21 protein-coding genes are annotated in these 21264 nt (G+C 74.2%); 10 read left to right on the top strand and 11 right to left on the bottom strand.

The window, feature by feature from the left end; genetic code table 11:
- Nucleotides 1-51: 51 nt before the first annotated feature.
- Nucleotides 52-897 carry a spermidine synthase gene (locus JAO84_RS04480; RefSeq protein ID WP_370410602.1) on the top strand — a complete coding sequence of 282 codons (846 nt, stop codon included), beginning with the start codon at nt 52-54 and terminating at the stop codon, nt 895-897.
- Here the strand turns inward: JAO84_RS04480 and JAO84_RS04475 are convergent.
- Together JAO84_RS04475 and JAO84_RS04470 are read right to left on the bottom strand one after the other, a co-directional pair.
- A complete protein-coding gene (locus JAO84_RS04475) occupies nt 859-2193 on the bottom strand; it encodes an MFS transporter (protein WP_370410600.1) in 1335 nt (444 codons plus the stop codon). The genes JAO84_RS04480 and JAO84_RS04475 overlap by 39 nt on opposite strands.
- Entirely contained in the window at nt 2190-3299 is a 1110-nt protein-coding gene (locus JAO84_RS04470) for a hypothetical protein (RefSeq protein WP_370410598.1), read from the bottom strand. The genes JAO84_RS04475 and JAO84_RS04470 overlap by 4 nt, the downstream gene beginning before the upstream one ends.
- Before the next feature lie 94 nt (nt 3300-3393).
- Here JAO84_RS04470 and JAO84_RS04465 point away from each other — a divergent pair, with 94 nt between their 5' ends.
- Nucleotides 3394-3855: a DUF4442 domain-containing protein gene (locus JAO84_RS04465; RefSeq protein WP_370410597.1), complete on the top strand. Its 462-nt coding sequence runs from the start codon at nt 3394-3396 to the stop codon at nt 3853-3855.
- A 47-nt stretch (nt 3856-3902) separates the two neighbouring features.
- Here JAO84_RS04465 and JAO84_RS04460 read toward each other — a convergent pair whose 3' ends face one another.
- On the bottom strand, nt 3903-4850 hold the full coding sequence (locus JAO84_RS04460; protein WP_370410595.1) for a DUF4232 domain-containing protein: 948 nt from the start codon (nt 4848-4850) through the stop codon (nt 3903-3905).
- A 167-nt stretch (nt 4851-5017) separates the two neighbouring features.
- Here JAO84_RS04460 and JAO84_RS04455 point away from each other — a divergent pair, with 167 nt between their 5' ends.
- Nucleotides 5018-5695, top strand: a complete 678-nt coding sequence (locus tag JAO84_RS04455; RefSeq protein WP_370410593.1) for a DedA family protein — start codon at nt 5018-5020, stop codon at nt 5693-5695.
- Between the two features lie 13 nt (nt 5696-5708).
- Here JAO84_RS04455 and JAO84_RS04450 read toward each other — a convergent pair whose 3' ends face one another.
- A complete protein-coding gene (locus tag JAO84_RS04450; RefSeq protein WP_370410591.1) occupies nt 5709-6254 on the bottom strand; it encodes a gamma carbonic anhydrase family protein in 546 nt (181 codons plus the stop codon).
- 147 nt (nt 6255-6401) lie between these two features.
- On the opposite strand from JAO84_RS04450, the gene JAO84_RS04445 reads away from it, so the two are divergent.
- The gene (locus tag JAO84_RS04445) at nt 6402-7175 is read left to right on the top strand and encodes an acyltransferase (protein ID WP_370410589.1); all 774 of its coding nucleotides are present in this window, start codon (nt 6402-6404) and stop codon (nt 7173-7175) included.
- Between the two features lie 292 nt (nt 7176-7467).
- Here JAO84_RS04445 and JAO84_RS04440 read toward each other — a convergent pair whose 3' ends face one another.
- Nucleotides 7468-8337, bottom strand: a complete 870-nt coding sequence (locus JAO84_RS04440) for an EamA family transporter (protein ID WP_370416657.1) — start codon at nt 8335-8337, stop codon at nt 7468-7470.
- Between the two features lie 104 nt (nt 8338-8441).
- On the opposite strand from JAO84_RS04440, the gene JAO84_RS04435 reads away from it, so the two are divergent.
- Nucleotides 8442-9014 (top strand): helix-turn-helix domain-containing protein, encoded by a 573-nt coding sequence (locus JAO84_RS04435; protein ID WP_370410587.1) that lies wholly within the window; start codon nt 8442-8444, stop codon nt 9012-9014.
- 44 nt (nt 9015-9058) lie between these two features.
- The gene (locus JAO84_RS04430) at nt 9059-9619 is read left to right on the top strand and encodes a YbaK/EbsC family protein (RefSeq protein WP_370410585.1); all 561 of its coding nucleotides are present in this window, start codon (nt 9059-9061) and stop codon (nt 9617-9619) included.
- A gap of 54 nt (nt 9620-9673) precedes the next feature.
- Here the strand turns inward: JAO84_RS04430 and JAO84_RS04425 are convergent, their stop codons facing one another.
- Complete coding sequence (locus JAO84_RS04425) at nt 9674-10075, bottom strand: nuclear transport factor 2 family protein (protein ID WP_370410583.1); 402 nt, start codon at nt 10073-10075, stop codon at nt 9674-9676.
- 63 nt (nt 10076-10138) lie between these two features.
- Nucleotides 10139-10549 (bottom strand): CoA-binding protein, encoded by a 411-nt coding sequence (locus JAO84_RS04420; RefSeq protein ID WP_265866888.1) that lies wholly within the window; start codon nt 10547-10549, stop codon nt 10139-10141.
- A 155-nt stretch (nt 10550-10704) separates the two neighbouring features.
- On the opposite strand from JAO84_RS04420, the gene JAO84_RS04415 reads away from it, so the two are divergent.
- From JAO84_RS04415 to JAO84_RS04405, 3 genes are all read left to right on the top strand, one after another.
- Entirely contained in the window at nt 10705-11331 is a 627-nt protein-coding gene (locus JAO84_RS04415; RefSeq protein ID WP_370410581.1) for a YigZ family protein, read from the top strand.
- 108 nt (nt 11332-11439) lie between these two features.
- A complete protein-coding gene (locus tag JAO84_RS04410) occupies nt 11440-12615 on the top strand; it encodes an exonuclease SbcCD subunit D (protein ID WP_370410579.1) in 1176 nt (391 codons plus the stop codon).
- Nucleotides 12612-15668 carry an AAA family ATPase gene (locus tag JAO84_RS04405; RefSeq protein ID WP_370410578.1) on the top strand — a complete coding sequence of 1019 codons (3057 nt, stop codon included), beginning with the start codon at nt 12612-12614 and terminating at the stop codon, nt 15666-15668. The genes JAO84_RS04410 and JAO84_RS04405 overlap by 4 nt, the downstream gene beginning before the upstream one ends.
- On the opposite strand, the gene JAO84_RS04400 is transcribed toward JAO84_RS04405, so the two are convergent.
- The 3 genes from JAO84_RS04400 to JAO84_RS04390 all read right to left on the bottom strand — a co-directional run bounded on the left by JAO84_RS04400 (nt 15658) and on the right by JAO84_RS04390 (nt 18504).
- Complete coding sequence (locus JAO84_RS04400) at nt 15658-16107, bottom strand: Lrp/AsnC family transcriptional regulator (RefSeq protein ID WP_370410576.1); 450 nt, start codon at nt 16105-16107, stop codon at nt 15658-15660. The genes JAO84_RS04405 and JAO84_RS04400 overlap by 11 nt on opposite strands.
- Before the next feature lie 92 nt (nt 16108-16199).
- Nucleotides 16200-17957, bottom strand: coding sequence for a DUF885 domain-containing protein (locus JAO84_RS04395; protein WP_370410574.1), 1758 nt, complete (start codon nt 17955-17957; stop codon nt 16200-16202).
- Between the two features lie 49 nt (nt 17958-18006).
- Nucleotides 18007-18504 carry an Lrp/AsnC family transcriptional regulator gene (locus tag JAO84_RS04390; protein ID WP_265866808.1) on the bottom strand — a complete coding sequence of 166 codons (498 nt, stop codon included), beginning with the start codon at nt 18502-18504 and terminating at the stop codon, nt 18007-18009.
- 66 nt (nt 18505-18570) lie between these two features.
- On the opposite strand from JAO84_RS04390, the gene JAO84_RS04385 reads away from it, so the two are divergent.
- Nucleotides 18571-19782 carry a PLP-dependent aspartate aminotransferase family protein gene (locus JAO84_RS04385; protein ID WP_370416656.1) on the top strand — a complete coding sequence of 404 codons (1212 nt, stop codon included), beginning with the start codon at nt 18571-18573 and terminating at the stop codon, nt 19780-19782.
- Here JAO84_RS04385 and JAO84_RS04380 read toward each other — a convergent pair.
- Nucleotides 19718-21187, bottom strand: coding sequence for a GNAT family N-acetyltransferase (locus JAO84_RS04380; protein ID WP_370416655.1), 1470 nt, complete (start codon nt 21185-21187; stop codon nt 19718-19720). The genes JAO84_RS04385 and JAO84_RS04380 overlap by 65 nt on opposite strands.
- Between the last annotated feature and the right edge of the window lie 77 nt (nt 21188-21264).

Genomic DNA, 21264 nt, shown 5'->3' with positions numbered 1-21264 from the left:
AGGCGGCGGTCCATGCGAACGCGGTCAGCATGCTGCGGGCACAATGAGCAGGTGAACGACCAGATTCCCGTCATCCGCGATGTCGACGGCGGCACCGCCCGCCTCATGCCCGACGTGGACACCGAGCACGGCTGGCTGCTGACCGTCGACGGCGCGCCCCAGTCGTACGTCGACCTCGACGACCCGGCCCACCTGGAGTTCGAGTACGCCCAGCGGCTCGCCCACGTCCTGGACCTGGCCGCCGACGAGGGCGCCCCGCTCGACGTCGTCCACCTGGGCGGCGGGGCGCTCACCCTGCCCCGCTACGTGGCGGCCACCCGGCCCGGCTCCCGGCAGCGGGTCGCCGAGGCCGACCTGGGGCTGCTCGACCTGGTCGCCGAGCAGCTGCCGCTGCCGCCGGACTCCGGCATCGCCGTGCACGGCGCGGACGCCCGCGCCTGGCTGGCGGACGAGCCGGCGGACTCGGCGGACGTGCTGATCGCCGACGTCTTCGGCGGCTCGCGGGTCCCCGCGCACCTCACCTCCGTCGAGTACGCCCACGAGGCCCGCCGCGTGCTGCGCCCGGGCGGTGTCTACGCCGCGAACCTCGCCGACGGCGCGCCCTTCGACTTCCTGCGCGGCCAGCTCGCCACCTTCGCCGCCGTGTTCCCCGAGCTCGCGCTCGTCGCCGAACCGGCCGTGCTGCGCGGGCGCCGGTTCGGCAACGCCGTCCTGATCGCCTCCGACCGGGAGCCCGACCTCGCGGGCCTGGCCCGCCGTACCGCCGCCGATCCGTTCCCGGCGCGGGTGGAGTCGGGCGAGGACGTCGTCCGGTTCATCAGGGGCGCGAAGCCGGTGCACGACGCGGACGCCGTACCGTCACCCGTCCCGCCGGACGGCACCTTCGGCATCGGCTGAGGGAGGAGAGGACGGAGAGGACGGAGAAGGAGGAGAGGCAGGAGCGGCCGGACCGGCCCCGGCCTCCGCGGCCGTCACCCTTTTCGTACGCCGCGTCAGATTCCGTACGTCCGGCACCAGCAGCACCAGCGCCGTGACGAGGACGATCAGCGCCGCCGACCCCCACAGCGCCGTACCGCGGCCGAGAACGGTCTCCGCCGGCCCCGCGAGGGCCGTGGAGAGCGGCAGCATCGCCGTGGAGCCGAACCAGTCGTAGGCCGAGACCCGGGACAGCTTCTCCTCGGGGATCTCCTGGTGCAGCGTCGTCATCCAGGACACGCCGAACACCTCGATCGCGACCCCGCTGACGAACATCGCCGCCCCGAGCCCGACCACGTCGAGCGGCACCGCGAGCGCCGCCGAGGGCAGGGCGATGGGGAAGACGCACAGGGTGCCGACGAGCAGCATCCGGCGCGGTTTCCAGCGGGCCATCAGGAGCGCGCCGGCCAGCGTGCCGACGCCGAACGCGGCGAGTGCGAGGCCCCAGGGCCGGGCGCCGCCCAGCTCGTCCCGGGCGACCAGCGGCCCGTACACCGACTCGGCCGCGCCGACGAGCGCCACCACGATGGAGAACTGGGCGACGATCGACCACAGCCAGGGGCGGCCCGCGAACTCGTCCCAGCCCTCCCGCAGATCGGCGAGCAGCCCGCCGCCCGGCGCCCGCTCGGGGATGTGCCGCACGTCGAGGAAGGCGCGCAGCGCGCCCGCCACGGCGAAGGCGGCGGCGTCGATGACGAGCACCCAGCCCGGTCCGAAAGCGGCGATCAGCGCGCCGCCGAGCGCGGCGCCGCCGATGCCGGCGCCGTTCATCGCCATCCGGAAGAGGGCGAAGGCGCGGCCGGCCTGCTCGCCGTCCACGCTGGACATCAGCATGGCCTCGGCGGCCGGGTTGAAGAACGCCTGCCCGGTGCCGCACAGCGCGGTCAGCAGCATCATCTGCCACAGGCGTGCCTCGCCGGTGAGGACGAGGACCGCGAACACGGCCTGCGAGACGCAGTTGAGGGCGTTCGCGGCGACCATCACCCGGTGCCGGGGCACCCGGTCGGCGACCGCGCCGCCGATGAGCAGGAAGAGCACGAGCGGGAGGGTGCGGGCCATCGCCACCAGGCCCACGTCGCCGCCGTCGCCGCCGGACTGGAGGACGGCGAACGCCGCCGCGATCAGGGCACCGTGGGTGCCCAGGTTGGTGACGATCGCGGCGGCGGTCAGCAGCAGGTAGTTCCGGCCCGCCCAGCCGGGTATGCGAGCGGGGATCACGACTCCGGCGACTCGGGGGCCAGCCGAACGGTGGAGACGATCTTCTTGATGGTGTCGTCCGACAGCTCGTCCTTCACGCCGTCGGCCCCGTACAGCACGAAGGTGGAGAAGTCGCCCTTCGCGTTCTTGAAGGAGAAGGCGACGGACTTGCCGTCCGACTCGCACTTGTTGCGCTTCTTGATGCCCGGCGCGACGGCGGTCGCCATGCTGCCCTGCAGGCCCGAGGCGGAGGTGAACGGCACGGCCTTGGTGATCTTGATGGTGCCCTTGGGCATGTGCTGCGCGTAGCCCGCCCACACCCAGTTGCCGGCCTCGTTGTACGCCGCCTCCGCGGTGTCCTTGGCGCCCTGGGCGCCCTTCGTGCCGGCCGTGCTGAGGCCCCAGGTCTCCTCGGAGCCGTTCTTGTCGGTGTCGTACGCGCACCAGTTGCTCTTCAGGTGCGCGGGCGCGGACATGACGACGACGGGGGAGCCGTCGCCCTTCTTCTCGTCCTCGAAGCCGGTGACCATGCCGGGCTTCGAGACCTCCCAGTCCGGCGGCACGTCGAACAGGGTGCCGTACTTCGGGTTGTAGGCGACCTTCCAGCCGGGGATCGTCGGCTGGTGCTCGGCGCCGTTGCGCGGGTTGTCGATCGGCGGCGCCGAGGCGCTGCCGCTCGGCGTGCTGCTCGACGACTGCGAGGCCTTCGGGTCGGCCGCCTGGTCCTTCTTGTCGTCGTCCTTGCCGACGACGAGGAAGGCGGTCACGCCGGCGGCCGCGAGGACCGCCACGGCGGCGACGATCGCCACGATCGTCGTCTGCTTCTTCTTCCCGCCGTCACCGCCGCCGGGCTGCGCCGGGCCGGGCATCCCGTACTGCGCCACCGTCGGCTGCTGGTACGGGTTCGGCTGCCCGTAGCCGGGCTGCTGCCCGGGCTGCGCGTACGGGTTGGGCTGCTGGCCGTACGCGGGCTGCGGCACGGTCGGCTGCTGGTACGGATTCGGCTGTCCGTAGCCGGGCTGGGCACCGGGCTGGGCGCCCGGCTGCTGTCCCGGCTGCGCGTACGGGTTCTGACTCTGGTCCTGCGGGTTCTGCTCGCCCCCGGGCGGCTGCTGTCCTGGCCACATGGGCCGTAACGATAGAGGGGTGGCGGGTGCGGGGCTACGGCCGCCCCCGTGCGGGGATGGCGAAGACTACTACTCGTGGGTAACATCACGGCCCATGAGCGCAGACCAGATGACCATCGGCGAGATGCTCGCCGCCACGGTGCCCATGGCCCGGACCCTCAACCTGGAGTTCCTGGAGACCACCCCCGAGCGCGCCGTCGTGCGCCTCCCGGACCAGCCGGACTACCACAACCACGTCGGCGGCCCGCACGCCGGCGCCATGTTCACGCTGGCCGAGTCCGCCAGCGGCGCCATCGTCCTGGCCGCCTTCGGCGACCAGCTGGGCCGCGCCGTCCCGCTCGCCGTGAACGCCGACATCGCCTACAAGAAGCTCGCCATGGGCGTCGTCACCGCCACCGCGACCCTGGGCCGCCCGGCCGCCGAGGTCGTCGCCGAGCTCGACGAGGGCAGCCGTCCCGAGTTCCCCGTCCACATCGCGATCACCCGCGAGGACGGCGCCGTCACCGGCGAGATGACGGTCCTGTGGACCCTGCGGCCCAACGGCCAGGGCAAGTGACCTCCTGACGTCCCCCCCCCGTGGGCCCCGGATCGCCCGGGGGGACGTCACCCGGCGGACGCTCCTGCCGAGCGCTCCGCCTTCTTCCACGGCCGGACCCCGAGCCGGCCCGTCGTGCCGAGATCGAGCTCCGGCGTCACGATCACCGGAGCGGCGCCCGCCTTCGCCCGGACCCGCACATGGGGGACGGTCACCGGCGTGCCCGCCTCCGTCGTGTTGCGCCAGACCAGGCTCGCGGTGGCCGCCTCGGCGGGTCGCAGCACGACCCGCCGCGGCGGCTCGTCCGGACCGGCGCCGGTGGTGATCTTCCCGCTGCCCTTCAGCACCTCGATGCCGCCGACCGGCTTCATGCCGGAGTCGAGCAGCTCCAGGAGCGGATAGCCCTCCACGGTGTAGTCGCGGGTGCCGCAGTTCTCCAGGTGCAGCCCCACGACGCGCAGCCCCATGGCCGCGTCGCCCCGGTCCGCGTAGACCCGGATGCCGGAGGCGGGGCAGGCGCCGTCCTCCGCCGGGGCCTCGCCCGCCGGCACCGTGGTCACCTTGAAGACCTTCGCCCCCGTCACCCGGGGCGTGCTCGGCGGCAGTTCCCCGGCCCGTACCGTGCCGCGCACCGTCTTCCCCGGGCCGACGTCCCGCACGGTCACGGTCTGGTTGGACATCGCCCCGCCGGCCGCGTCCGTGAAGGTGACGATCACCGTGAAGGTCAGGGTCTCGGTGCCGGTGTTGGTGACCTCGTACGTGGCGGAGATCCCGGAGTCCGAGGACGACGGCGAGGACGAAGGCGAGGACGACGGCGAGGGCGAGACCGGCGGCAGGGTCAGCGAGGTGATCCGCACCCCGTCCTTGCCCGGGTCGTCCACCGGCCTGGACGATGGTGCGCCCGGTGCGCGTCCGCCCGCCTCGACGTCCTCGATGCCCGCGGGCTGCGTGCCACAGGCGGTGAGCAGCAGGGCGGCCGCGGCGAGGACCGGCAGGACAGGGGTGCGCGTCGTCATCCGGTCATCCCATCAGCGCGAACGCCCGACGCCTGTGAGGGAAGCCATAGTTCCGGTCACAGGGATGTCACAAGCGGAGCCCGGCTGCCCTCCGGGGTTCAGAACTCGCTCAGTGCCGCCAAGGTAGGCTTCCCTGAATCGCGCCACCCAACGGGAGAGGAACCCGCGTGCACGTCCAGGAATGGCTGGAGACGATCCCCGCGGTCGCCGTCTACGCACTGGTCGGGGTGGTGATCGGGGTCGAGAGCCTGGGCATCCCGCTGCCCGGCGAGATCGTCCTCGTCAGCTCCGCGCTGCTCGCCTCCCAGCACGGCGACATCAACCCGTACGTCCTGGGCGCCTGCGCCAGCGTCGGCGCGATCGTCGGCGACTCCATCGGCTATGCGATCGGCCGCAAGGGCGGCCGGCCGCTGCTCACCAAGCTCGGGAAGAAGTTCCCCAAGCACTTCAGCGAGGCCAACATCGGGCTCGCCGAGCGCTCCTTCGAGAAGTGGGGCATGTGGGCGGTCTTCTTCGGCCGCTTCGTCGCCCTGCTGCGGATCTTCGCCGGCCCGCTCGCGGGCGTCCTGCGCATGCCGTACTGGAAGTTCCTCATCGCCAACGTGCTCGGCGGCATCCTCTGGGCCGGCGGCACCACGGCCGTCATCTACTCCGTGGGCATCGTCGCCGAGGCCTGGCTCAAGCGCTTCTCCTGGCTCGGCCTGGTGCTCGCCGTGCTCATCGGGCTCGCCTCGATGCTGATCATCAAGAACCGGGCCAAGAAGGCCGCCGCGGCCGCCGAGGCCCGGTCGGCGGCGGAAGCGGAAGCGGAGGCGGCTGCGACGGCGACCGCCGCAGCCGAGTAACCCTCCCGCCGGCCTAGTCGCCGAACGCCTCGGCGTGGCCCTTGGCCAGGTGCAGGTACATCTCCGCGTTCAGCCGGATGCCCGCCTGCTCCTCCTCGGTCAGGGGCCGCCGCACCTTCGCGGGCACGCCCGCGACCAGCGAACCCGGCGGCACCTCCATGCCCTGCGGGACGAGCGCCTGCGCGGCGATCAGCGAACCCGCGCCGATCACCGCCCCGTTGAGGACCGTGGCGCCCATGCCGACCAGCACGTCGTCCTCGATGGTGCAGCCGTGCACGGTCGCGTTGTGACCGATCGTCACCCGCGCGCCGATCCGCACCGGGAAGCCCGGGTCGACGTGCACGGTGCAGTTGTCCTGCACGTTCGCCTCCTCGCCGACCTCGATCGGCCCGCAGTCCGCCCGCAGCACCGTGTGGTACCAGACGCTGGCGCGCGGCCCGAGGGTGACCTCGCCGAGCACCACCGAGGTCGGCGCGGTGAAGGCGGTCGGGTCGACCACCGGCTCCTTGCCGCCCACGCCCTTGATCAACGCTCCGGTCACGTCCGTCGCCTCTGCCATCGTCTCGCTCCTGCTTCGCTCTTCGGTCGTTCGATCGGGTCGGCCGATCGGTCGGTCGCGCCTGCCGCGAAGCGTAGCCGCGGCCCATGACGGACATCACAGCGCACCGCACTGATCAGCGACGACACCGCCGACTACGGTGTCCGGGTGCCCCGGAACCGAAACACGTTCTCTTTCTCCTCGCTGACCGCCTGGCGGCGCCGTGCCGTCGCCCGCGCCCTGCAGGGCGGCTGGCGCCGGATCCAGCAGGCGGGCGCGGTCACCGCCGAGCACCCGGGACGGCTGCGGTTCCGCGCGCTCGGCGAGGGCACCCGGCTCGCGTTCCCGCAGGGCACCGTGTTCGGCGAGCAGTGGATCGAGATCGGCGCCTGCTGCATCATCGCCGAGCAGGTCACCCTGACCGCCGGCATGCTGCCGGACCTCGACCTCGGCACGGAGACCGTGCTGACCCTCGGCGACGGCGTCGTCCTCGGCCGCGGCAGCCATGTCATCGCCGACGCGCCGATCAGCATCGGCTCCGACACCTACTGCGGGCCGTACGTCTACATCACCTCGACCAACCACAGTTACGACGACCCCGACGTGCCGGTCGGCCGGCAGTGGCCGCGCTCCGAGCCGGTCCGCATAGGACCGGGCTGCTGGCTCGGCACCGGCGCGGTGATCCTGCCCGGCGCCCGGCTCGGCCGGAACGTCGTGGTCGCCGCCGGTGCGGTCGTACGCGGCGAGGTGCCCGACCACGCGGTGGTGGCCGGCGCCCCGGCCAAGGTGGTCCGCTCCTACGACCCCGAGAAGGGCTGGCAGCCGCCGCTGCGCACCCCCGCGCCCCGACCGCTCCCCGAGGGCATCACGCCCGAACAGCTCGCCGCCCTCGCGGGCCTGGGCCTCGACGAGCTCGACCAGCTGGCGAACCTGGAGAGCTGAAGGGGGCCCAGGCCTCCCCCCAGAGCGGCGCCTGGGTGTGCCCCCCCGGCACGGCACGCCCCCTGGGCCCTGCGGGCCCGGTGGGGGTACCACCGGCGAAGCCGGGTGTCGGACCCCCGCGCCGCTTCCGCTCGGCCCTGGCGGGCCTGGGGAGACCCCATGCACCAGACGCCGAGGCCTGTTCGGCCCTGATCCGAAAGACGCGGCCCAGCCCTCTTGCCGGCCCGTGGCCTCGCGGCCCGGCGCCTGCCGAGGCCGGCCCCGGCGCACGCGCCGACCTGTCTTCGCGCCGTCAGCCCGTTGCGAGCAGCACCGTGCCGACCAGGGCCAGTCCCGCGCCGGCCGCCTGCACCGCGCGCAGCCGTTCCTTGAGCACGCCGCGCGCGGCGAGCGCCGTCACCACCGGGTAGAGGCTCGCGAGCACCGCTGCCACGGTGACCGGGCCGCGCTGCGCGGCCAGCGCGTAGGTGCCGTTGGCGGCGACGTCCGCAAGGCCGATGAAGGCGAGCGCGGGGAGCGAGGCGGCGATCGCCCGCAGGCCGCCGCCGTCCTCGGGCAGCGCCCGGCCGCCGCGCCGTACGGAGACCCACAGGGCCGCCCCGCCGACCGCGACATTGGCGACGCGCTGCACGAACAGCGCGAGGAAGAGGCCGGTCAGGGTGGTGGACGCCTCGGAGATCAGCGCCATCACGGCGCCGAAGCCGAAGGCCGCGACCAGGGTGAGCAGCACCGCCTGCCGCTGCACGGGGGCGCCGCGCAGTTCGGGGCCGCCCGCGAGAACCACGCCGAGGACGGCCACCGCGATGCCCGCGAACTGCAGAAGCCCGGGCCGGTCGCCGAGCATCAGGCCCACGCCGACCGGGACCACCACGCCCAGCGAGCCGAGCGGCGAGACCACGCCCATCGGGCCGAGCGCGAGCGCCTTGTAGAAGGCGAGCATCGCGACGGGACCGACCACGCCGGCCGCCACCGCGTACCAGAGCCGCGGACCGGCCTCGTCGAAGGCGCCGGTGGCGAGCACCACGGCGCCGAGGACGACGACGGCGATCGACTGCGAGACCACGACCACGGTCAGGGCGGGGAGGCGGCGGGTCAGCAGACCGCCGCCGAAGTCGGCGAGCCCCCAGAGCAGACTGGTGCCCAGGGCGAACAGCGCCGTCAGTGCGGTCATCGGGGGTGCCTCGCAGTACAGTGCGGTGAACAATGGGGTGCACCACACGGTAGTACAGCCTGTTGAACTCTGTCATTCAGAATATTGGACGGTACGTGTCGGACCTCGACCAGCTCACCCAGTCGCTCGCCCGCAACCTGAGGCGCTGGCGCAACGAGCGCGGCTTCACCCTGGACGCGCTCGCCGCCCGGGCCGGAGTCAGCCGCGGCATGATCATCCAGATCGAGCAGGCTCGCACCAACCCCAGCGTCGGCACCACGGTCAAGCTCGCCGACGCGCTCGGCGTCTCGATCACCACGCTGCTCGACTACGAACAGGGCCCGCACGTCCGGCTCGTGCCGCCGGAGCAGGCCGTCCGCATGTGGTCCACCTCCACCGGCAGCCACACCACGCTGCTCGCCGGCACCGAGGCCCGCGGCCCGCTGGAGCTCTGGCACTGGACCCTGATGCCCGGCGACGGCAGTGCCTCCGACCCGCACCCCGACGGCACCACCGAACTCCTGCACGTCACGGCCGGCACCCTCACCCTGGAGGTCGACGGCGCGGACCATGTCATCCCGGCCGGCACCTCCGCCGTCTTCGAGAGCAATGTGCCGCACGCCTACCGCAACGAGGGCACCGAGACCGTCGAGATGACCATGGCCGTCTCTATTCCGCCCGTACGCTGAGACGAAGAGCCGTGCCCCGGCGCGGAGTTGTTACGGTGCCGGGCATGCGCGCTCCCATCGGCACCTTCGACGACGTCCGCCCCGCCCCCGACTGCCTCGACCTGCTCACCGACCCCGTCGCCGCGGCGGTCCGCGCCTGGACCGGCGCCGTGCCCGCCGACCAGCTGCTCTACGTGGACACCGACCCGGACGTGGCGGACACCGCGGTGTTCATCGAGCACTACGGCCCGCGCCTCCTGGACGAGTCCGCGAACTGCGTCATCGTCGCCGGCAAGCGCGGCGAGACCACCACCCTGGCCGCCTGCGTGGTCCGCTCCGCGACCCGGATCGACGTCAACGGCGTGGTCCGCAAGGAGCTCGGCTCGCGCAAGGTGCGCTTCGCGCCCATGGAGACCGCCACCGGTGACACCGGCATGGAGTACGGCGGCATCACCCCCATCGGCCTCCCGGCCGACTGGCCCGTCCTGGTCGACGCCACCGTCGTCGACACGCCGTGGGTGCTGATCGGCAGCGGCCGCCGCCGCGGCAAGCTCATCGTCCCCGGCAAGGCCTTCGCCGAGCTCCCCGGCGCCGTCGTCCTCGAAGGCCTCGGCGTCGAGGTCTGAAGACCGATGCCTGACGGCTGACCGCTGACGAGCCGGGGCGGGGCGGAGCGGGGCTCACACCCCGTCCACCGAGTCCCCGTGCCGGTGCGCGACCCGCCACCGCCCGTCCTCGCGGCGGTAGACCTGCGTCACCCGCAGCGTGTAACGGGAGGGCTCGCCCCGGACCGAGACGGCGGTCTGCTCGAAGCCGACCGTCCAGGCCGCGTCGCCCACCACGTCGTACGCCTTCAGCTCGAAGGCGTACGACGTGCAGTCCGAGAAGCTCTCCGCCAGATGGGCGAAGAGCTCATCGACCTCCCGCTGCCCGAACGCGTTGCGCCAAGCGCCCAGCACCGTCACCGGCTCATCGCGCGACCACAGGGCCCGACGCGGGCCGGCGTCCCCGTTGTGGATCGCCAGCTCCGCCTCGTACAACTCGGTCCGGACCCAGGCCAGGAAGTCTTCGCGCTCGCTCATACCGGCCATCGAACCGCCGGAGCGTGGTGCCCGCCTCCCGGCGCGGGCCGGCCGGGTCAGCGGTCAGCGGCTCAGCTTCGGGATCTCTATCGCCGGGCAGCGGTGCATCACCATGTCGAGACCGGCCGCCCGGGTCCGCTCGTAGGCCGCCTCGTCGATCACGTCCAGCTGGAACCACACCGCCTTGGCGCCGATCTCGACGGCCTGGTCCGCGACGGCGCCCGCGAGCTCGCTGTTCACGAACACGTCGACGACGTCGACCGGGAACGGGATGTCCGCCAGCGACGCGTACCCCTGCTCCCCGTGCACCGTCTCCGCCTTCGGGTGCACCGGCACAATCCGCTTGCCGAAGCGCTGGAGGGTCTGGGCCACCCCGTACGCCGCGCGCATCCGGTTGTTGGACAGGCCCACCACCGCCCACGTGTCGCCGCTCTCGGTGAGGATGCGGCGCACGGTCTCCGCCTCGGTGGTCATGGACTCGACGCTCATCACACACTGCCCTTTCCGTGAAACGATCCGGTCTACGAGGGTGAACACGCCGTGACCCTCGGTCATTCCCGCCCGCCCCGGAGATCCGCGCGGACCGGGGCGGGCGCGGGCGGCGCCCGCCGGGCGCATAGGCTGGCGTGATGCAGGAGCAGTACCGCACGCTCGCCGGCGAGGGCGTCCACGAGTCCGAGATCAACCGATCGCGCTTCATCTGCGCGCTCGCGCCCGCCGCCACCGAGGCGGAGGCGCAGGAGTTCGTCGCCCGGATCCGCCGCGAGCACCCCACCGCCACGCACAACTGCTTCGCATACGTCATCGGCGCCGACGCCTCCCTACAGAAGGCCTCCGACGACGGCGAGCCCGGCGGCACCGCGGGCGTGCCCATGCTCCAGATGCTGCTGCGCCGTGAGATGCGCTACGTCGTCGCCGTCGTCACCCGCTACTACGGCGGCGTCAAACTTGGCGCCGGCGGCCTCATCCGCGCCTACGGCGGCGTGGTCGGCGAGGCCCTCGACGCCCTCGGCACCATCACCCGGCGCCGCTACCGGCTCGCCACCGTGACCGTCGACCACCAGCGCGCCGGCAAACTGCAGAACGACCTGCGCTCCACCGGCCGCTCGGTGCGCGAGGTCAGCTACGGCGCCGCCGTCACCATCGAGATCGGCCTCCCCGACGCGGACGTGACGGACTTCACGGCCTGGCTCGCCGACGCGACCGCCGGCGAGGCGAGCCTCGAACTCGGCGGCGAGGCGTACGGCGATGCCTGACCGGCACCCGTACGGGCACCCGGGCCGAGGCGTGCGCCCGTACCCGCTCCGTACCCCTTTCGCCGTTCCGGCCGGGTCTGTCACACCCCACCGATACGCTCAGGGATCATGAGGCTTCTGCACACGTCGGACTGGCACCTGGGACGCTCGTTCCACCGGGTCGCCCTGCTCGACGCCCAGGCCGCGTTCCTCGACCACCTGGTGGCGACCGTGCGCGAGCGCGAGGTGGACGCGGTGCTCGTCGCCGGCGACGTCTACGACCGCGCCGTGCCGCCGCTCGCCGCCGTCGAGCTCTTCGACGCCGCCCTGCACCGCCTCGCCGAGGCGGGCGTGCCCACCGTGATGATCTCCGGCAACCACGACTCGGCCCGCCGCCTCGGCGTCGCCGCCGGCCTCATCCAGCGCGCCGGCATCCATCTGCGCACCGACCCCGCCGGCGCCGGCACCCCCGTGCTGCTCGCCGACGCCCACGGCGACGTCGCCCTCTACGGCCTGCCCTACCTCGAACCGGCCCTGGTGCGCGAGCAGTTCGGCGCCGCCAAGGCCGGACACGAGGCGGTCCTCGGCGCCGCCATGGACCGGGTCCGCGCCGACCTCGCCACCCGCCCCGACGGCACCCGCTCCGTCGTCCTCGCGCACGCCTTCGTGGCCGGCGGCGAGGCCAGCGACAGCGAGCGCGACATCACTGTCGGCGGCGTCGCCGCCGTCCCCGCCGGAGTCTTCGACGGCGTCGACTACGTGGCCCTCGGCCACCTCCACGGCAGCCAGACCCTCACCGAGCGGGTGCGCTATTCCGGCTCCCCGCTCGCCTACTCCTTCTCCGAGACCGACCACCGCAAGACCATGTGGCTGATCGACCTCGGCCCGGACGGCGCCGTGGACACCGCCGAGCGGATCGACTGCCCCGTGCCGCGCCCGCTCGCCCGGATCCGCGGCCGCCTCGACGACCTGCTCGCCGACCCCGGCCTCGCCCGCCACGAGGACTCCTGGATCGAGGCCACCCTCACCGACCCGGTGCGCCCCGCCGAACCCATGGCCCGGCTCGCCGAGCGCTTCCCGCACGCCCTCCACCTGGTCTTCGACCCCGAGCGCACGGACGACGACCCCGCCCTCTCCTACGCCACCCGGCTGCGCGACCGCAGCGACCAGCAGATCGCGGAGGACTTCGTGGCCCACGTACGCGGCGGCGCCGGCCCCGACAGCGCCGAACGCGGCGTGCTGTACGGCGCCTTCGACGACGTCCGGGTCGACTCGGCCCGCCGCGAGCGCGAGGTGGGCCGGTGAGACTCCACCGCCTCGTCGTCACCGCCTTCGGCCCGTTCGGCACCGCCCAGGAGATCGACTTCGACACCCTGTCGTCGGCCGGCCTCTTCCTGCTCCACGGACCCACCGGCGCCGGCAAGACCTCCGTCCTCGACGCGGTCTGCTTCGCGCTGTACGGCTCCGTCCCCGGCGCCCGCCAGAGCCCCGGGTCCGTGCTGCGCAGCGACCACGCGCCGAGCGGCACCCCCACCGAGGTCACCCTCGAACTCACCGTGGGGGAGCGGCGCCTGGAGATCACCAGGAGCCCGGCGCAGCCGCGCCCCAAGAAGCGCGGCGGCGGCTTCACCACGGAGAAGGCCCAGAGCACGCTGCGCGAGTACGACGCCGGGACCGGCACCTGGAAGGGGCTCAGCAAGTCCCACCAGGAGATCGGCGAGGAGATCACCCAGCTCCTCGGCATGAGCCGCGACCAGTTCTGCCAGGTCGTGCTGCTGCCCCAGGGCGACTTCGCACGCTTCCTGCGCGCCGACGCCGAGGCCCGCGGAAAGCTCCTCGGCCGGCTCTTCGACACCCGCCGCTTCGCCGCCGTCGAGGACCGGCTCGCCGAGCTCCGCAAGGCCGCCGAGCGGGAGGTCGGCGCCGGCGACGAGCGGCTGCTCGCCCTCGCCCACCGGATGGCCGAGGCCGCCGGCCCCGGATCGCCCGCCGCCGCCCCCGTAGAGGAGCGCCCCGGCGAACCCGGCCTCGCCGAGGCCGTCCAGACCCGCGCCGCGCTCGCCCGCAGCGAGGCCCGCGAAGCCCTCGACATCGCCCGGATCCGGCTCGCCGCCGCCGAGGAGCGCCAGGCCGGCGCGCGCGCCGCGTTCGACGCGGCCCGAGAGCTCGCCGACCGGCAGGCCCGGCACGCCGACGCGCTCCGCCGCCAGGACGAGCTCGCCGCCCGCCGACCCGAGTGCGAGCGATGGCAGCAGGCCCTCGACCGCTCCCTCAAGGCCGACCGGGTCGCCCCCGCGCTCGCCCTGCGCGAGGACGCCGAGCGCGCCCACCGCACCGCCGACGCCGCCCGCGACCGTGCCCGCGCCATACTGCCGCCCGACCTCGGCGACGCCGGCACCGAACAGCTCTCCGCCGTCGAGCGCCGGCTGCGCGAGGAGCTCGGCGGCCTGGAGGCGGCCCGCCGCGCCGAGCAGCGTGGCGCCGAACTCGCCGCCGAGCGCGCCGTCCTGGACCGCGAGGCCCGCGCCGACGAGGAGTTCCTCCAGGACGCCGCCGCCTGGCTCGCCGGCTGGGACGCCCGCCGCGAGGGCCTCAAGCGGCACGCCGAGGCCGCCCAGGACGCCACCGCCCGCGCCGAACAGCTCGCCGGCCGCCTCGAACCGGCCCGCCGCCGTCTCGCCGCCGCCCGCCGCCGCGACGCCCTCGCCGCCGAACTCACCACCGCCCGCGACCGGCTGACCGCCGCCCGCGAGCACCGCAACGACGCCCACGAACACTGGCTCGACGTCAAGTCCCGCCGCCTGCACGGCATCGCGGCCGAACTCGCCGCCGCCCTCACCCCCGGCGCCCCCTGCCAGGTCTGCGGCTCCGCCACCCACCCCGCCCCGGCCCGCACCACCGCCGACCACGTCGACCGCACCGCCGAAGACGCCGCCTACGCCGCCTACACCCGGGCCGACGAGGCCCGCACGGCGGCGGAGACGGGCGCGGCGGCGACGGCGGAGGCCTGGGAGGCGGCACGGAAGGAGGCGCTGGCGGGGACGGACGACGCCGATGCCGACGGCGGCTCCGCCGCCGAGCCCGCCGTCGCCGACCTCACCCGGCTCGTGGACGAGCTCTCCCGCGCCCACGCCGAGGCGCACGCGCTCGCCGGGCAGACGCATGCCGCGCGGGAGGCACTGGGCGGGGCCGAGCGGGAGCACGAGGAGCGGGTCGCCGCGCAGCGGGAGGCCGAGCGGCGGGTGGCGGCGCGGGCGGCGCGGCGGGAGGCGCTGGAGCAGCAGCAGGCGGATCTGGAGGCCGAAGTGGCGGCCTCGCGAGGGGAGTCGGGCAGCGTCGCCGAGTACGCCACGCTCCTGGAGCGGCGGATCGGACTGCTGACCGGGGCCGCCGAGGCGGTGCGCAGCGCCGAGGTCGCCGCGCGCGGCCTGAAGGACGCCGACGACCGGCTGGCCGACGCCGCGTTCCGGGCCGGGTTCGCGACCCCGGCGGAGGCGGCCGCGGCGCTCCTCGACGAGCCCGCCCGGCGCAGCTTCCAACAGCGCGTCGACGCCTGGCGGTCGGAGGCCGCGGTCGTCGCCGACCGGCTCGGTGACGAGGCCACCGCGGCCGCCGCCGCGCTCCCGCCGGCCGACCCGGCCGCCGCCGGCGCCGCGCACAGCCACGCCGAGCGGGCGCTGCGCGAGGCCGCCACCGTGCTCTCCGCCGTAACGGAGCGGTGCGAGGCGCTTGACCGGCTGTCCGGGCGGGCCGACGAGGAGGTGCGGCGGCTCGGGCCGCTGCGCGAGGAGTACGAGCGAGTGGCGCGGCTCGCCGGACTCGCCGCCGGGACCTCCGCCGAGAACGAGCGCAAGATGCGCCTGGAGTCCTACGTGCTCGCGGCCCGCCTGGAGCAGGTCGCGGCCGCCGCCACGGCCCGGCTGCAGCGGATGTCCTCCGGGCGCTACACCCTGGTCCACTCCGACGCCCGCAGCGGCGGCCGGCGGGCCGGACTCGGCCTGCACGTGGTCGACGCCTGGACCGGCAACGAGCGGGACACCGCGACCCTGTCCGGCGGCGAGACCTTCTTCGCCTCTCTCGCGCTGGCGCTCGGCCTCGCCGACGTCGTCACCGACGAGGCCGGCGGCGTCCGCCTCGACACCCTCTTCATCGACGAGGGCTTCGGCAGCCTCGACGACCAGACCCTCGACGAGGTCCTGGACGTGCTGGACTCCCTGCGCGAACGGGACCGCAGCGTCGGCATCGTCAGCCACGTCGGCGACCTGCGCCGCCGCATCCCGGCCCAGCTGGAGGTCACCAAGGCCCGGGACGGCTCGGCCGTGCGCCTGCGCACGGGCGGCGACGCGCTCAGCGGCTGATCGGGCGTTGGGGGAGCGGCGAGGAGTAGACGACGCTCGTCGTGACCGAGCCGAGCGCGCCGATCTTCCCGGAGACCTCCTCCAGATGCCGCATGGAGCGGGCGGCGACCTTCAGGACGAAGCAGTCGTCGCCCGTCACATGGTGCGCCTCAAGCACCTCGGGGGTGGCGGCGATCAGGTCGTGGAAGGGCTTGTAGTTGCCGTTGGGGTAGCGCAGCCGGACGAAGGCGAGGATCGGAAGCCCGAGCCGCTCCTGGTCGACGATCGCCGTGTACCCGGCGATCACCCCCGCCTCCTCCAGGCGCCGCACGCGTTCGGTCACCGCCGACGCGGACATGGACACGGCCCGCGCGAGCTCGGCGAAGCTGGCCCGGCCCTGGGCCTGGAGGGCGTCGAGGATCCGCCAGTCCGTGGCGTCCGGGATGTATCCGCTGGTCATGGGCGTGACCTTGCAGGGAAACCCCCGGGAGTTCAAGTCCTCCCGGGGGTATCTCACAGTCCGGCCGCCCGGCTTCCGCGCCCGCGCCGCGCTCAGAGCCGGGAGATCTCGTCCACCAGGTCGTCGAGCCCCAGCGGGCCCTGCGACAGGGCCGCCATGTGCCAGGCCTTCGCGTCGAACGCGTCGCCGTGCTTGGCGCGGGCGTTGGCGCGGCCGAGCAGCCAGGCCCGCTCGCCCAGCTTGTAGCCGATGGCCTGGGCCGGCACTGACAGATAGCGGGTCATCTCGCTCTCCACGAAGGCCGGCGGCCGGCTGCTGTGCCGCTGGAAGAACTCCTGCGCGAGCGCCGGCGTCCACCGCTCGCCCGGGTGGAACGTCGAGTCCGCCGGGATCTCCAGGCCCAGGTGCATGCCGATGTCCACGATCACCCGGCAGGCCCGCATCATCTGCGCGTCCAGATAGCCGAGCCGCTTCTCCGCGTCGCCCAGGAAGCCCAGCTCGTCCATCAGCCGCTCCGCGTAGAGCGCCCAGCCCTCGGTGTTGGCGCTGACCTTGCCGATCGTCGCCTGGTAGCGGGAGAGCCGGTCGGCCACGTGCACCCACTGGGCGATCTGCAGGTGATGGCCCGGCACGCCCTCGTGGTACCAGGTCGACACCAGGTCGTACACCGGGAAGCGGTGCTGTCCGTCCACCGGCAGCCAGGTGCGACCGGGGCGCGAGAAGTCCTCCGACGGGCCGGTGTAGTACGGGGCGGCGGCGCCGCCGGGCGGAGCGATCCGGGACTCCACCCGCCGCACCCGGTCGGCGAGTTCGAAGTGCGTGCCGTCCAGCGCGTCGATCGCCTCGTCCATCAGGCCCTGCAACCAGTCCTGCACCGCGTCCACGCCCTCGATGTGCGCACCGTGCACGTCGAGGTGGGCCAGCGCCTCCCACGGGTCGGAGCCGGGCAGGATCCGGTCGGCCTCGTGCCGCATCTCGCCGAGCAGGCGGTGGTATTCGGACCAGCCGTACGCGTAGGCCTGGTCGAGGTCCAGGTCGGTGCCGTTGAAGAAGCGGGCCCAGCGGCGGTAGCGCTCGCGGCCCACGGTGTCCGGGGCGTCGGCGACCGCCGGCGCGTACACGTCGCGCATCCAGTCCCGCAGCGCGAGCACGGCCGCGTCGGCCGCCGCGCCCGCCGCCGTCAGCTCGGCCCGCAGTCCGTCCGGCAGCCCGCCGTCACCGTCGCCGTCCGGCCCGGTCGCCCGGATCGCCGTGTCGGCGCCGGCCGCGAAGCCCGAGAACCAGCCGCGCGGCGCGCCGTCCGGGCCGGTGCCGCCGCCGGCCGACCACTCGGTGAGCTGCCCGACGAAGGTGGCCGTGGCCCGCGGCCCGCCCCGCATGCCGCGTTCGAGCCCCAGGGTGAGCGAGGCGCGATAGCCCTCCAGAGCCGCCGGCACGGCTCGCAGCCGGGCGGCGGCGGCCGTCCAGTCGGCCTCGGTCGCCGTCGGCAGCATGGTGAAGGAGAGGCGCACGCTGTGCGCGGGCGAGCGCAGGTTGCTCACCGCGCACAGGCCCTCGTCCGCCTCGTGCACCTGGAGCTGGGCGGTCAGCCGCTCGCGCAGCAGCCGGCCGCAGCGCTGCTCCGCCTCGTCCTGGGCGCCGTCCTGCCGCTCCGCCGTGTCGAGCCGTTCGAGCGTGCGCCGCGCCAGGTCGGCGAGGGCTTCCTGACCGGCGGGGGAGAAGTCGGGGAGGCGCCCGGCGCTCTCGCGGACTCCCAGGAACGTGCCGGTGATCGGGTCGAGTTCGATGAGCGCGTCGACGTAGTCGTCGGCGACCTGGCGGGGAAGAGCGGTGCTGGAAGACTCTGGCATGGAGCCAATCCTGGCCCGTGCACGGGGCCCGCGTCACCCTCAATCGATCTCAGTCGGCTGACAAATGAGCGCCGGGGACGGGCGGGAGCAGCGGTCCGCACTCCCACTGCTGGAAGATCAGCCGGGTCTCCACGCGGGCCACCTCGCGCCGTGAGGTGAAGGCGTCCAGGACGAGTCGTTGCAGGTCGGCGGGGTCCGCCACGGCCACGTGGACCAAGTAGTCGTCGGGGCCGGTGAGATGGAACAGCGCCCGGGACTCCGGCAGCGCGCGCACCCGTTCGACGAACGGCCCGATGAGTTCCCGGCGGTGCGGGCGCACCTGGACGAGCAGCAGCGCTTCCAGGCCCCGGCCGAGTTTGGCCGGATTCAGCTGTAGCCGGTGTCCGAGGATCACGCCGGTGCGGCGCAGCCGTGCCACTCGGTCGAGACAGGTGGACGGAGCCACCCCCACCTCGGCGGCGAGCTCCCGGTAGGTGGTCCGGGCGTCGTTCTGCAGCAGGCGAAGAATGTGCAGATCGACCGGGTCCAGTACGACAGAATCAGCCATTGGCCGAACGTAGCACGGCGATTTCCCGCTACCCGGCGGTATCCGTTCAGAGTGCGCCGCATGGACATGACCAGGAACGCCCATGCGTCCTCCGCCGAGTCCGCCCCCACCCGGGCACTCGCCACCGAAGCCGTGCACGCCGGCCGCGACGACCTCGCCGAGCTCGGTCTGCACGCCCCGCCGCTCGACCTGTCCACCACCTACCCGTCCCGCGACGCCCGGGCGGAGGCGGCCCGCATCGACGCGTTCGCCACCACCGGCGTCCTCCCGGACGGCCCGCCGGTCTACGCCCGCCTGGACAACCCCACCACCGGGCGCTTCGAGACCGCCCTTGCCCGCCTGGAGGGCACCGACGCCGCGGTCGCCTTCGCCAGCGGCATGGCGGCGCTCAGCGCCGTGCTGCTCGCCCGCGCGAGTCAGGGTCTGCGGCACGTGGTGGCGGTCCGCCCGCTGTACGGCTGCAGCGACCACCTGCTGAACGCCGGACTGCTCGGCACCGAGGTCACCTGGACCGACCCGGCCGGCGTCGCGGACGCCATCCGGCCCGACACCGGCCTGGTCATGGTCGAGACCCCGGCCAACCCGACCCTCGCCGAGGTGGACATCCGGGCCCTGGCCCACTCCTGCGGCGAGGTGCCGCTCCTGGTCGACAACACCTTCGCCACCCCGGTGCTCCAGCGGCCCGCCGAGCTCGGCGCGCGGATCGTGCTGCACAGCGCCACCAAGTACCTCGGGGGTCACGGCGACGTCATGGGCGGTGTCGTCGCCTGCGACGAGGAGTTCGCCCGTACCCTGCGCCAGGTGCGCTTCGCCACCGGCGGCGTGCTGCACCCGCTGGCCGGCTATCTGCTGCTGCGCGGCCTGTCCACGCTTCCGGTACGGGTACGGGCCGCCTCGGCGACCGCCGCCGACCTGGTCCGGCGGCTGGCCGGCGACCCGCGGATCGCGCGCGTGCACTATCCGCGGATCGGCGGGGCGATGATCGCCTTCGAGGTGTACGGCGACCCGCACGACGTGATCGGCGCGGTACGGCTCATCACGCCGGCGGTCAGCCTCGGCAGCGTCGACTCGCTCATCCAGCACCCCGCCTCGATCAGCCACCGCATCGTCGATCCCTCGGACCGGCGCACCGGCGGCATCAGCGACCGGCTGCTGCGCATGTCCGTGGGCCTGGAGGACGTCGAGGACCTGTGGCGGGACCTCACACAGGCGCTCAGCGCCGGGTCCGCCACCCCGTCGGAGAGCCGGCGGAGTCCGGAGCGGGCCGCGCGGGCGTAGCCACGTCGGACTCCGCCCGGGGGCCGGCGGCGCTCGCCGGGCGGCCGGCCAGGCGGGCGGTGATGACCAGGGTGCCCTCCTCGATCTGGTAGTCGAGGGGCAGGTTCAGCGCCCGCATGGCGGCCACCATGCCGGTGTTGGAGGACTGGGTCACCGCGTAGACGCTGTCGCAGCCGGCCTCCTCCGCGAGCGCCACCAGACGGCCGAGGAGTTCGGAGCCGATGCCGCGCCGCTGCCACTCGTCCTCGACGAGCAGGGCGACCTCGGTCTCGTCGCCGTCCCACAGCAGATGGCCCAGGGCGACGACCCGGCCGGAGGCCGTCTGCACGGCGAGCGTCCGGCCGAACCGGGGGCTGAGCAGGTGGTCGAGGTAGCGGTCGGCGTCGCCGACCGGGCCGTGGTAGCGCAGCGCCAGGGTCCGCTCGGAGCAGCGGTCGTGCATGGCCCGCGCGGCGGCCAGGTCGCGCTGGTCGGCGCGGCGCACGGTGATGTCGTTGCCCTCGGGCAGCGTCAGCACGTCCAGGCCGCGCGGCAGCCGCGGCCCGAGCCGGGCGTCGAGCTCCACCAGGGCGCGGGCCCGGGCGAACTCGGTGGGCGTGAACGGCAGATACGGCCGCTCGATCACCAGCGTCCCGCCGTTCGGGTCGCGCAGCCGCATCGCGGTCTCCTCCAGGACCCCCTCCACCGGGGCGTGGTCTCCGGTCGGGCGGCCGGAGAGGGAGACCGGCGGTACGGAGCGCAGGGTGCAGCGGCCGAGCAGCTGGCGCAGCGCCAGGGGCAGTTCGGCCGCGTCGAGCGCGGTGCGGGTGGCCAGGCCGAGCACCCGGGTCGGGGTGTCGACCAGGTCATGGGCGTCGGCGCGCTCGGTCCAGGTGTCGGTGCCGCCGGCCGCGGCGATCTCCCGCGTGAGCACGCCCGCCTCGAGACCGGCGGGCGCGCGGAGCAGGAACTCGTCCACCGTGCCCTCGGCCAGCGGGTGCGTCTGCAGGGTCAGGATGTCGACCCCGTGCCGGGCGAGCACCGCGCACAGCGCGGCCAGGCTGCCCGGGGCGTCGCGGACCGTGGTCCGCAGCCGCCACAGGCTGGTGGCCGTTCCGGCGGAGTCCCCCACGGGGGTGGGGGCCTCGCCGGAAACCGCGTCCGGCGGCAGCGGGGACGTCACCCCGCTGCCGCCGGGATCGTCGGCGGGCGGCGCATGACTGTGCCGCCGGGCCCACCACGTGTGGAAGGCGGCCGTGGCGACCAGCGCGATCGCCGAGAACACCAGCAGGTAAGGGCCGTCGGGGCCCTTCACCACGGTCTTGGCGATCGAGTCGGCCACCACCACGGCGGTGAACAGGGCCGCCAGCTCGATCAGGTCGTGCCGCCAGTGGTGGAGCCGGCGGGCGTTCTTCCGGTGCGTCATATCGGGCGTCATGACCTCACTGTGACCCAGTGGTGTTGCGTGATCACGAACGCCTTGTGACTGACGGGTTAAGCGCC

The organism is Streptomyces fradiae (genome assembly GCF_041270065.1).
Classification (GTDB): Bacteria; Actinomycetota; Actinomycetes; order Streptomycetales; family Streptomycetaceae; genus Streptomyces.
Note: the sequence above shows the minus strand (reverse complement) of the source record. Positions and strands in the feature narration are given on the sequence as shown.